Origin of the sequence: Actimicrobium antarcticum, assembly GCF_039536745.1 — a bacterium.
Taxonomy (GTDB): Bacteria; Pseudomonadota; Gammaproteobacteria; order Burkholderiales; family Burkholderiaceae_D; genus Actimicrobium; species Actimicrobium antarcticum.
Map to the genome: position 1 here is coordinate 133,425 of NZ_BAAAZE010000001.1, position 11,797 is coordinate 145,221.

Here is an 11,797-nt window from a genome sequence, read left to right on the forward strand (position 1 = left end):
GCGCTAGCGTCGCTCACAAAGATTATCGGTTGGACTAACATCAACGGTCGGAATCGCCTATGATCCCCATTGGATTTTGCCGTAGAAAATAAGTACCAGTATCCAGCCAGTGGAACCAAACAAGCCTGTCGATTGCATGCCGATGGGCGCGATTGTCCACTAGCCAAACTTCAACAAAGCAACTCGAACCGGAAAAGATGACCATGGATTTCACCGTCAGCGTTCTGCTGGGCACCTTCCTGCTGTCGATCGCAGCACTCTTCATATTTATCTGGTCGATGTCGAAAGGCTTGTTCGGCGACGGTGTTGCCGCCGCGACCGAAATTTTTGGCAAGAACGAACTTGGCACGGTGGAAGATCCGGCCGCCACCAGGACCCAGATGGGCGGCTTGCAACAAGCCATGGGCAATGTCGCCGAGCGCATGACCGAGGAGGAGGAAGAGTCCCGCGCCCGTGCCGACAAGTCGACCTCGCTGGTGGTGGGCGTCTGCCTGACACTGGCCGTGGTCTGGCTGGTGCTGGCATCCCTTGCCGGCCTGATTTCCTCGATCAAATTACATGCGCCGGACTGGCTGGTGCAGTACGAATGGCTGACCTTCGGACGCATCCGGCCGATCCATTTGAACCTGGTGGCGTATGGCTGGTGTTCACTGGCCGGTGTGGGCGTCGCGATCTGGCTGATTCCGCGCTTGCTCAAGACCGAACTGGTCGGCGCCAAGTACGCCCTGATCGGTGGCGCGTTATGGAGCATTGGCGTATTTGCCGGTACGGTGGCGATTGGCATGGGGTATTCCGATGGACTCGAATGGCTGGAATATCCGTGGAAGATCGATATCCTGTTGGTGGTTGGCGGAGCGCTGGTCGGTTTCCCGTTATGGCTGACCCTGCTGCAACGCAAGGTCGAACATCTGTATGTTTCGGTCTGGTACATCGGCGCCGGCTTGCTGTGGTTCCCGATCCTGTTCCTGATTGCTAACTGGCCGGGCCTGCATTTTGGCGTGCAGCAAGCGACCATGAACTGGTGGTTCGGGCACAACGTGCTGGGACTGTGGTTCACGCCGATTGGTCTGGCGGCATCGTATTACTTCATCCCGAAAGTTCTCGGCAAGCCGATTCATTCGTACAACCTGTCGCTGCTGGGTTTCTGGTCGCTGGCGTTTTTCTACAGCCAGGTCGGCGGACACCATCTGATCGGTGGGCCGATACCGTCGTGGCTGGTCACGATTTCGATCGTGCAAAGCATGATGATGGCGATCCCGGTGTTCGCGGTGGCGGTCAATCAGCACATGACGGTGCTGGGTAATTTCAGGGCACTGGCGTATTCGCCAACGCTGCGCTTCATCGTGCTGGGCGCGATGATGTACACCGCCGCATCGATCCAGGGTTCGCTGGAAGCGCTGCGTGCGGTCAACACCGTGACCCACTTCACGCATTACACGATTGCCCATGCTCACCTCGGGCTGTACGGATTTTTCTCGATGGTCATGTTTGGCTCGATCTATTTCATCATGCCGCGCGTGATGAACTGGGAATGGCCGTATCCGAAACTGATCTCGCTGCATTTCTGGCTGGTGCTGATCGGTTTTGCGATCTACTTCATCTGGCTCTCCATCGGTGGCTGGTTGCAGGGACTGGCCATGCTGGACGAGAACACGACCTTCATGCAATCGGTCGCCATCACGTTACCGTATCTGGAAGCACGTTCGATCGGTGGCGGACTGATGACGCTGGGGCATCTGGTGTTTGCGGCCCACTTCTTTGCGATGGGCTGGAAGTTCGGTCCGAAGCGCCTTGGTGCTGCATTGCTGAGTAATTCGCTGTTGTCACGTCTGACCGGCAAAGGAGTCACAGCATGAGCGCCGGAAAAAGTTTCTGGGAAATGGACGAGCTGCGCCTGATCGTGGGCGCGATGGTGATCCTTGGTGGTGCTACCGGCATCCTGGTGGTGCTGCCCTACCTGCTGCTGGAAAATGTCAAACCGCCAGCCGGTCTCAAACCGTATACCGACCAGCAATGGCTGGGTCGTCAGACCTACATCGCCAACGGATGCGTGTATTGCCATTCGCAGCAACCACGCGATATCAAGCAGGCGCCGGACGCCAAGCGCGGCTGGGGCAGGGCGTCGGTGGCGGGCGATTACGCCTACGACACACCGCATCTGCTGGGCACCATGCGTACCGGCCCGGACCTGCTCAATATCGGCGCACGCCAGCCCAGCAAGGACTGGCATCTCGGTCATCTGTACCAGCCACGCGCCTACACACCGGGCTCGATCATGCCGTCATATCCGTTTCTGTTCGAGGTCCGTCAGGGTGCGGCAAAGGCGGGAGAAACCGTGGTGAATCTGCCGCCGAGCTTCGCCAAGGCAGGCCAGGTTGTCGTCGCCAAACCTGAAGCGCTGGCTCTGGTCGACTATCTGGTGTCGCTGGATCGGACCTATCCGGCCTTGCCGCCGCTACCCGTTGCAGTTGCGCCTTCTGCGAAGGAAAAGCCATGAGCAAACCAAAACGCCCGGTGTCGAGTGCACAGCGCGGCCGTGAAAATGCCGATCCGGACGAGGGCGTACGGCCACTTCCCTGGTTTCTGGTGATGTTCCTCGGTGCCATGGCGATGTGGGGGGCGTTCTACATTTACAGCACGCCGTCCGGTGAGGATTCGGCCTATGGCGATCAGCGCACGGTCGAGACCTTGCGGCCACCGGTTCTGACTGCCGGTGCGGTGTCGCAGGTCGATGGCAAGCAGATATATGGCAGCAAGTGCGCTGCCTGCCACCAGGCCACCGGATTGGGTGTGGCGGGCGTGTTCCCGCCGCTGGTCGCCTCCGAATGGGTGGTCGAGGATGAAAAAATCCTGACCCATATCCTGCTGCATGGCATCAACGGCGAGATCACGGTCAAGGGTGTCGTCTACAAGGGCGCGATGCCGGCATGGCAATCCATGAGTGATGCCGAACTGGCGGCGGTAATGACGTACATACGCGCCGAATGGGGTAACAAGGCCCCACCGATCACGGCAGAGACCGTCAAGGCCCAGCGCGAAGCGACCAAAGACCGTACCGAGCCGTACAAAGGTGGCGCAGAACTCAAATCGGCGTCCTGAGACGCCAGCCCCGGGCTTGCTGCACACCTTCGCGGCCAGTCTCGCGGCACTGCTGATCGGGATCACCGTGATCCTGCTGGCGACCGATAGCGGGCATGCGTTCACGACCGAAGCGCTGCGGCGCGGGCAGGTCGCCCGCACGCCGCAGCCGCTGCCGGATTTTGCGCTGCGTGACCAATTCGGGCGTACGGGGTCGCTAAACCAGTTGCTGGTCAGCGACGGCCGGGTCCGCATCGTCGACTTTATCTATACCCGTTGCCAGACGGTGTGCAGCTCGCTCGGCGCGGTCTATCAGCGCCTGCAGCAGCAGATCATTGAGCGCGGCTTGCAGGGACAAATCGGTTTGCTGTCGGTCAGTTTTGATCCGGCCAATGACGACACGGCCGCCTTGCAAGCGTATGCGACGCGCATGCGCATGAACCCGGTTGCCTGGGATGTCGTCACGCTGGCTGCCGCGCAGGACCGGCGCGGTTTGCTGGATGCGTTCGGCATCATGGTCGTACCGGCGCCGCTGGGCGAGTTCGAACACAACGCCGCGCTGCACATCATCGACCGGCGCGGACGGCTGGTGCGCATCGTCGGCTATGACGCGATCGATCAGGTACTCGACATCGCGCTGGACGCAGCACGGTGAGGGCTATCCTGTTCGCCATCAGCATCACCGTCACGGCCATCGCGCTGTCGTTTGCACCACTGCGTTTCCTGATCGAGCAAAGCATGGTCTGGCATATGGCTGTACAGATGCCGCTGCTAGTACTTGCCGGCTGGTTGGTGATGCGGGCGATGTCGCGCTGGCGCACGTTGCACTGGCTGGCACCGTGGAATCGCTATGGCCTGACCGGCTTCATCACGGCGCTGGTGATCCTCGCCTACTGGATGTTGCCGCTGGCGATAGACCGTGCAGTCGTGTTGCCATCGGCCGACCTGTTGAAATTGCTCACGCTGTTTCTGGCCGGCCTGCTGTTGCAGCATTCATTCGCCTGTTCGCCGGCGGCGCTGCAATTGTTTTTCGTAGGCTATCTGGTCTCGATGATGACCTGGCTCGGCAGCTATTTCGTCACCACGGATCTGCGCCTTTGCAATGCCTATTCGCTGGCAACACAGGTACGGACCGGATGGGGGATCGCCGCGATCGGAATCGGACTGGGGGCATTGTGGGTCGGGTATGCGGTAAGGCAGATTCGGACAATTAACTGAGCGTTGTTGCGGCACCATCGCAGTCACCCACCTCAGCCGCGCGCATACCAGTCCCTGGAATTGTTGACGACAAACACCACCAGCAGCATCACCGGCACCTCGATCAGAACCCCGACCACGGTCGCCAGCGCCGCACCGGACTCGAAGCCAAAAATGCTGATCGCCGCCGCGACCGCCAGCTCGAAAAAGTTCGATGCCCCGATCAGCGCCGACGGGCCTGCCACCGAATGCTTTTCACCGAGCTTGCGGTTGAGCCAGTACGCCAGCGATGACGTGAACAAAACCTGAATCAGGATCGGCACGGCCAGCAACAGGATCACCAGTGGCTGGCGCAGGATGGCATCGCCCTGGAACGCAAACAGCAACACCAGCGTCGCCAGCAACGCAGCGATCGAGAGCGGCTGGATCTTGTCCATCACCGTATCGAAGCTGGCCTGTCCGCGCGCCAGCAACAGCTTGCGCAGCACTTGCGCAATGATTACCGGCACCACGATGTAAAGCACCACCGACGTGACCAGCGTATCCCACGGCACAGTGATGCTCGACACGCCCAGCAAAAACGCCACCAGCGGCGCGAATGCAAACACCATGATCAGGTCATTCATTGCCACTTGCGACAGCGTGAAATACGGGTCGCCGCCGGTCAACCGGCTCCAGACAAACACCATGGCCGTACAGGGTGCAGCCGCCAGCAAAATCAGGCCGCCGATGTAGCTGTCGAGCTGATCGGCAGGCAGTAGCGGCGCAAACAGAACCCGGATGAAGATGTAGCCCAGCAGCGCCATCGAAAACGGCTTGACCAGCCAGTTGATGAACAGCGTTACGCCGATGCCACGCATGTGGCCACGGATCTGGCTCATCGCACTGAAGTCGATTTTCAGCAGCATCGGAATGATCATCACCCAAATCAGCAACCCGACCGGCAAGTTGACTTTGGCCACCTCCATCGCGCCGATGCTCTTGAAGAGTGCTGGCAACCACTGGCCCAGTACGATGCCGACCACGATACAAAGTGCCACCCAGGCAGTGAGATAACGTTCGAAAAAAGACATGGGCGCACGGGCGGTAACGTTGGGTTGGACGGACATGGGGTTTCCTGAGGGTGGATTGGATGGTTGTCAGTGGTAGCGCAATGGAAGCGATAAAACCGACACTGAATTCGATGCTTCGATAATAGTCGAATTATGGGTGGGCGCGCCATGGCTTGATGAAGAATTTCCTGCTGCGGTGATCCGTATTAGGGATTGCGGATTGCGGGGAGGTGATCGCTGGTAACCCGGGCCTCTGGCCAGACCCGAAACGCATTCCGGAAAGCCTGTCAAACTAGGCACCCGATTTTAGTACAGGAAGCGAACGATGGCACCCAGCCTGGTCTGGTTCAAGCGCGATTTGCGGCTGCATGACCATGCCGCGCTGACTCAGGCTGCCGCGATGGGTCCGGTCCTGTGCCTGTACGTCATCGAACCGGAAGTCTGGGCCGCAGACGATGCCGCCAACCAGCATTACCAGTTTTTGCTGGAGAGCCTGGCCGAACTGGCCGTCGCGCTGCAGCGTCGCGGCGGGCACCTGCATGTCGCCAGCGGCGACCTCACGGCGATCCTCAGCGACCTGTACGCACAAGTGCCGTTTGCCCACCTGTACTCCCACGAAGAAACCGGTAACGGCGTGACCTATCGTCGTGATCAGGCGGTGGCGTGCTGGTGTGGCGAGCACGGCGTCGCATGGCACGAGACACCGCAATTCGGCGTGGTGCGGCGGCTGTCGGGTCGCGACAAGTGGCAGCGCAAATGGGAAGAGCATGTGCGCTTGCCGTGCCTGCCGGTACCGCATCTGGAATTTTCCGCATGGCCCTTGCCGCAATCCCGCGCACCCGTATCGGAGCAACTGGGACTTGACCCGCACGATCCCCCACAACGCCAGCGAGGTGGACGCCGACAGGGCATCGCGGTGCTGCAGAGTTTTTTGTTCGATCGCAGTGGTCAGTATCGCGGCGGGATTTCATCGCCGCTGTCTGCACCGACCGCTTGCTCGCGGCTCTCGCCGTATCTGGCATTGGGCGCGCTGAGCCTGCGTGAAATCGTCCATGCCACGCGCAAGCAACTGGCAGCGCTACCGGCCGACGCCAGCCGTCGCAAGGCCGGCCTGACCGGCTTTACCAGTCGCCTGTACTGGCACTGCCACTTCATCCAGAAACTCGAAAGCGAACCTGAACTGGAGTTTCGCAATCTGCATCAGGGCTATGACGGACTGCGTGAAAACGACTGGAACCAGCGCCATTTCGACGCGCTGATGGCCGGCCGCACTGGCTGGCCGCTGGTCGATGCCTGCGTCGAAATGCTGCGCCAGACTGGCTGGCTCAATTTCAGGATGCGCGCCATGCTGGTCTCGGTGGCTGCGTATCCGCTCTGGCTGCACTGGCGTCCGGTCGGACTGTGGCTGGCGCGGCAATTCCTGGACTACGAACCCGGCATTCACTGGAGCCAGATGCAAATGCAATCCGGCACCACCGGCATCAATGTGCCGCGTATCTACAACCCGATCAAGCAGGCCCATGACCACGACCCGCATGGACATTTTGTGCGGCGCTGGTTGCCGGCGATGCGCAAGGTACCAGATGCGTGGCTGTTCGAACCATGGCGCATGCCGGCCGATTTGCAGGCGCGCTATGGGGTGGTGGTGGGGGAGGATATTGCGATGCCGCTGGTGGATCTGGAGCTGGCGACGCGTCAGGCCAAGGAGAAGTTGTTTGGCTTGCGCAAGCTGCCCGAGATTCGTGCCGGACAGGCGGCGATCGTCGAGAAGCATGGGTCGCGGGGGCGGCATCGGGATCGGTTATCGAATGCACCTGCGGTGGATTCGGGGCAGTTGACGTTGGGGTTTTGAATGTGTTTTAACGGCGCCGCAACGGCTAGTAATATGGCGCTTGGCGGCCTAGCCTGCGGACTACGTTCTGCGACAGTTACGTTGGGCTGCTACGCCTGACAGTCATACCGCACCCGGCGCGCTAGCCTGCCGCGCTGCCTGTAAAACCCGTGCCTGCAACTCAGCACGCTCCTGGATCAGCGTCAGTCGGGACTGGTCCAGTTCCTTCAAATCCCGGTCTGCCTGTGTCACCTGCTGCGCCATCAATACGAGTTCTCTGGCCTGTATTGCCACTTGAATGCGCGCTGCAATCGCTGCCTCCTGTGCCGTATCCAGCTGCTGCGCAGTCGTCTGTGCCGTCGACGACAATTGGGCATGCTGGTAAGTCAGCTGATCGCGTTCCGCCCGGCACGATTCCAGTGCGCTCTGCAGCGTCTGCGCGGTGTTCTGCAGTCCTGCGACTTGTTCCTGCAACTGTGCCGTCTGCGTATGCTGTTGTACGACGCTGGCTTGCTGTTGCAGCAAGCGCTGCTGCGCGGCGGCGAGGTTCTGTTCCAGGCGCATCGAGTGCTGGTCGGTTGCTTGTCGTTCCTGGGTGCGTTGTTCCACGCTGGCCGCGACGAAATGATCGAACTGTGCGCGTGACTGGGTCAATTGCCTGTTCAGCGCAGTCACTTCGGCAGCGCGATCGGTCAGGCGTTGCAGCAATCCGGCGTTATCGCTCTGCAAGCTGGCTTGCCTGACAACTAGCATCTGGTGATCCGTTCGCAAGGTTGACAGCTCTGCCTTCAGTTGAACGACTTCTTCCCGCAGGGCGGCCTTGTCATTGAGCAGGATGCGGCTCTCGTCCTCGGCCTGGCGGGTGGCTTCGGCGGCCAGCTGCAGCGCGACATGGTGGGCATCGTGTGCCTGCTCCAGTTGCAGCTGTACATCGCCCTGCAATTTGTCATGTACGCCTTTCATGGCTTGGAGTAATGCGCTCGGCAGGCCGGATTCGGCTGCGCTCACGGTGTCCTGATGCTCGTCTTTCCAGCGTTTCAACAGCGGTGCAATGGTGGTCTTGCTGCCGGTATTGCCGAGCGCCGCGCGAACGGTATCCACGGTGGGATTCCTGCCGTCAGCAGCTAACTGGGCTGCTGCATTGGCAACATGGGAATAAACGATGCCTGCGCGTGCCATACGATCCCCTGAATTACATAACGTATTACATGATACGTAATAATACGAAATACTACGATAAAAAATTATTTGAAATTACCGTGAATAGACGACGATAAGATTGCTTATCGTGGGTCAAGATCCAATCTGCGATGGTATTCTGCCTAATTCCGGTACACCGTCGACTGACTGCATGAATGATTTGATTTCTGCCAAACCCGCTACATCCCATCCTGCTGACGTGCTCCTCGATGGCATCGACCCGCTTTCCGCTCCGCTCATCACCGATGCCGAACTGGCCGCCCGGCACCGACTCTTCCTGGCCGCTGCCACATCGGACAATACCCGCCGCGCCTATCGTTCGGCGATCCGGCATTTTCTGACATGGGGCGGGGCGCTGCCAGCTGACGAGACGATGGTGATCCGCTATCTGCTGGCCTACGCCGGACTGCTCAATCCACGCACGCTGGCCTTGCGGATCACGGCGTTATCGCAGTGGCATCGTCACCAGGGCTTTCCGGATACGCCGTCCAGCCTGACCGTGCGCAAGACGCTGGTCGGTATCGAACGCGTCCACGGCAAGCCGAAAGAAAAAGCCAAAGCGCTGCCGCTGGAGGACCTGGAACGTATCGTCATCCATCTGACCGGACTCGATACGCTCACGGCGGTGCGGGATAACGCGTTGCTGCAACTGGGTTTTTTCGGTGGCTATCGTCGCAGCGAACTGGTCGCTCTGCGGATTGCGCATCTTGCGTGGGAGCCCGAAGGACTGGTGATCACCTTGCCACGCTCAAAGACCGACCAGCAAGGGCAGGGCATCATCAAGGCGATTCCGTACGGCGACAGCACATGCTGTCCGGCCAGCGCGCTGCGGAAATGGCTGGCGCACGCCGATATCACCGCCGGTCCGTTGTTCCGTTCGATCAGCAAGTGGCATGCCGTTGGCACCGGCGCCATGCACCCGGGCAGCGTCAACACCATCCTGGAACGCTGTGCCAGGCTGGTCGGACTGGGCTATTTGCCGGAGTTGAGCAGCCATAGCCTGCGCCGTGGCATGGCCACCAGTGCCCATCGGGCCGGCGCCAATTTCCAGGATATCAAGCGTCAGGGTGGCTGGCGCCATGATGGCACCGTGCAGGGTTATATCGAAGAGGCCGGGCGCTTTGTGGGCAATGCGGCGGGCAGTCTGTTGCGCAAGTAGCGGTGGAGGGTAAAGGGTGATTGGTCAACGAATCCGGGCTGACAATCGCACCGATTGCAAGCGGACGGTTTCGTTTGCATGCCATTTCTGGCGATGTATATCCGTGCTCAATAGCAGGAAGCACAAGCTATTCGCAACGCAAAATCTGATACCCGCGACGGTCCAGTTTCTTTTGCAAAAGAGCACCCAGCCTTGCACCCTGCTCCGTTACGCCACGGTAAAAAATGGGCGCAGGCAAACCGAGAAAAGGGCCAACGGTGTTCTTCAGCAAACGCTCCGGGCTGACCACGCCGCGTAGTTCTGGAAAGATATACACAGACATGACGTAGACGGCGCCGACGTCGCCCGCAGTGGTTTGATCAAACAGCGACCGTTCGCTTATCGCCCCATCAAGAAACCTGTGCATCAACGAGATCGTCGTCGGAAAGACGGTGCACCACGCCACGATCTGCCCATCGTTGGTTTTTTGAACGCCGATGGCGTATCGGCTGAGCTGCTGCAGTTTTTCGACAGTGGCAAGCTCTGCCGGAATCTGCGACGCTTCCTGCACCGTGCCGAATATGTCGGCAGCGGTGGTCAGCAGGGTTTGCAGTTGTGGCATGTCCTCGGCGGCAAAATGGGAAAAATGCGTTTCGGGCAACGCATCACAGGGTGCTTTGGGCGTCATGGTCATTGGCCTACTTGAAATCTGCTGCCATTTGCATTGACATCGGAATCCCATCGCAGCTACGCGCGCAGACGTTTGCATAATCGGAAAAACGCGGTGGCAAGCCCATGCCTTCACCGAGGAGTCGGCCGTTATCAAAGACCATTTTGAGTTCGGCAAACGCACCGTAGAGACGAATCGCCTTCAGGAGCAGGCGTTTCTCTCCGGGATTGAACGCACCCTCGATGTGTAAGACACGACGGGTTATCTGCTCAAGAGAGGCACGGCGATAGCGGTCGCCCAGCGGCGCAACGGCGAACCCGTCGGCGAGTGCACGATCGATTTCACGAAACGTCGAGGCACATTGTTTGCCTGCTGAAATATGATAAAAATCATGCCGCAGTACCGGCTTCTGCATCAGATGAACGACTGCCTCTGCCACGTAATCGACGGGAATGACGTCGATCGGATCGTCGAGGTCGTAGGTGAACTGCTCCAGAATTTGGGCCAGGCGAAAAACCCAGAAAATACTGTACGACGGACCACATCCGAAGCGAGAATCGCCGACAACGATGGAGGGGCGAAGCACGACCAGCGGTAGCGATGGCAGCTGTTCACGTAGCAGGCGTTCGATCTCCATCTTGGTTCGGGTGTAGGGAACGATGTGGGTGACTTCGTCAGGCGGAACATAGTCCTCGGCAACAAATGGACCCGCTTGCGGGCCGCAAGCCATTGCAGTACCAACATGCAGGAACCGCTTCAGGTCTGCAGTGCGTTGCAGGTGCCGGGCGAAAGCAAGTGTGCCTGCCACATTGACGTGCCACAAATCCGGGTGGTCGGAGAAACTCGTGATGGCCGCACAGTTGATCACATATTCAACGGCGGCCAGGCGCGAGTCGGACGCAAAGGCAGCGATATCGCTAATATCGCCCGAGAGAATGTGCGCGTCATTCAAACGGCACAAGCGCGTTTCGTCGATGCCAAATCGCAGAAGATTGCTGCGCACACGCTGCAGGCCAGTTGACGCGCAATCACCTCGCACCAGTAGCAGGGGAAGCTGCGGAGCATCCGCCATCATGAGCTTCGCGAGTATCGCTCCGCCAAGAAATCCTGTTGCTCCGGTAAGCAGCGTAGTGAGGGCCATGGATGATGGTGAATCGACAGGTGCATCGAGAAATTTCCGAGGAGACTCAGCTTGCGCCCACAGGCGAGCAAGGAGCTTGATGGCGGTCATCAGAAAGCATTTTTGCTCAACGTCGACGGGTCAGAAAAATCAACGAGGTGCCGACAACAGGTCGCCCCAGAAAGCAGAAATAAAGCACGCCATGCCGGTTGCATCGGTCTATGCGGCCCGCTATAGGTAGACCGTATTCCCTGGCACGATGGCTGCCGTCACCAAGTTGAGGCCGCTGGCCCGGTAGCGTTGCTGCCCAAGGCTGCGGTCGCTTACTGTCGTGGCATAGCGCCGTTGCGGGCGATCTTGCGCAGACGGGTTGGATGCATCAGCGGCGCGATGTCTGCAGACAGATCAAGGATCAGGCCAGCGGCTCGGACAAAGTTTCGTCGATGCGCCGGTTGGCGTGGGGCAGTCTTCGCCGATCGACTAAAATAGCAGCAGCTAAATTCAGTTCAGA

General features: G+C 59.5%; 11 protein-coding genes. 7 read left to right on the top strand and 4 right to left on the bottom strand.

The window, feature by feature from the left end; translation table 11 throughout:
* Positions 1–203: 203 nt before the first annotated feature.
* The 5 genes from ABD720_RS00605 to ABD720_RS00625 are packed head-to-tail and all read left to right on the top strand — an operon-like array spanning position 204 to position 4,296.
* Complete coding sequence (locus ABD720_RS00605; RefSeq protein WP_344761242.1) at positions 204–1,856, top strand: cbb3-type cytochrome c oxidase subunit I; 1,653 nt, start codon at positions 204–206, stop codon at positions 1,854–1,856.
* Entirely contained in the window at positions 1,853–2,497 is a 645-nt protein-coding gene (locus ABD720_RS00610; RefSeq protein ID WP_344761244.1) for a cbb3-type cytochrome c oxidase subunit II, read from the top strand. Before ABD720_RS00605 ends, ABD720_RS00610 begins: the two co-directional genes overlap by 4 nt.
* On the top strand, positions 2,494–3,099 hold the full coding sequence (locus tag ABD720_RS00615) for a c-type cytochrome (protein WP_344761246.1): 606 nt from the start codon (positions 2,494–2,496) through the stop codon (positions 3,097–3,099). The genes ABD720_RS00610 and ABD720_RS00615 overlap by 4 nt, the downstream gene beginning before the upstream one ends.
* Before the next feature lie 16 nt (positions 3,100–3,115).
* Complete coding sequence (locus ABD720_RS00620; RefSeq protein WP_344761247.1) at positions 3,116–3,733, top strand: SCO family protein; 618 nt, start codon at positions 3,116–3,118, stop codon at positions 3,731–3,733.
* A complete protein-coding gene (locus ABD720_RS00625; RefSeq protein ID WP_344761248.1) occupies positions 3,730–4,296 on the top strand; it encodes a hypothetical protein in 567 nt (188 codons plus the stop codon). Before ABD720_RS00620 ends, ABD720_RS00625 begins: the two co-directional genes overlap by 4 nt.
* Before the next feature lie 32 nt (positions 4,297–4,328).
* Here the strand turns inward: ABD720_RS00625 and arsB are convergent, their stop codons facing one another.
* A complete protein-coding gene (gene arsB, locus ABD720_RS00630; RefSeq protein ID WP_344761249.1) occupies positions 4,329–5,384 on the bottom strand; it encodes an ACR3 family arsenite efflux transporter in 1,056 nt (351 codons plus the stop codon).
* A gap of 268 nt (positions 5,385–5,652) precedes the next feature.
* Here arsB and ABD720_RS00635 point away from each other — a divergent pair, with 268 nt between their 5' ends.
* Complete coding sequence (locus ABD720_RS00635; protein ID WP_344761251.1) at positions 5,653–7,179, top strand: FAD-binding domain-containing protein; 1,527 nt, start codon at positions 5,653–5,655, stop codon at positions 7,177–7,179.
* 102 nt (positions 7,180–7,281) lie between these two features.
* Here ABD720_RS00635 and ABD720_RS00640 read toward each other — a convergent pair whose 3' ends face one another.
* Positions 7,282–8,337, bottom strand: a complete 1,056-nt coding sequence (locus tag ABD720_RS00640; RefSeq protein WP_344761252.1) for a DNA-binding protein — start codon at positions 8,335–8,337, stop codon at positions 7,282–7,284.
* 172 nt (positions 8,338–8,509) lie between these two features.
* Between ABD720_RS00640 and ABD720_RS00645 the strand changes: the two genes are divergently transcribed.
* The gene (locus ABD720_RS00645) at positions 8,510–9,517 is read left to right on the top strand and encodes a tyrosine-type recombinase/integrase (RefSeq protein WP_344761253.1); all 1,008 of its coding nucleotides are present in this window, start codon (positions 8,510–8,512) and stop codon (positions 9,515–9,517) included.
* A gap of 127 nt (positions 9,518–9,644) precedes the next feature.
* Here the strand turns inward: ABD720_RS00645 and ABD720_RS00650 are convergent, their stop codons facing one another.
* Both ABD720_RS00650 and ABD720_RS00655 read right to left on the bottom strand, forming a co-directional pair.
* Complete coding sequence (locus ABD720_RS00650) at positions 9,645–10,157, bottom strand: hypothetical protein (protein WP_344761255.1); 513 nt, start codon at positions 10,155–10,157, stop codon at positions 9,645–9,647.
* A 37-nt stretch (positions 10,158–10,194) separates the two neighbouring features.
* A complete protein-coding gene (locus ABD720_RS00655) occupies positions 10,195–11,397 on the bottom strand; it encodes an SDR family oxidoreductase (protein ID WP_344761257.1) in 1,203 nt (400 codons plus the stop codon).
* Positions 11,398–11,797 lie beyond the last annotated feature (400 nt).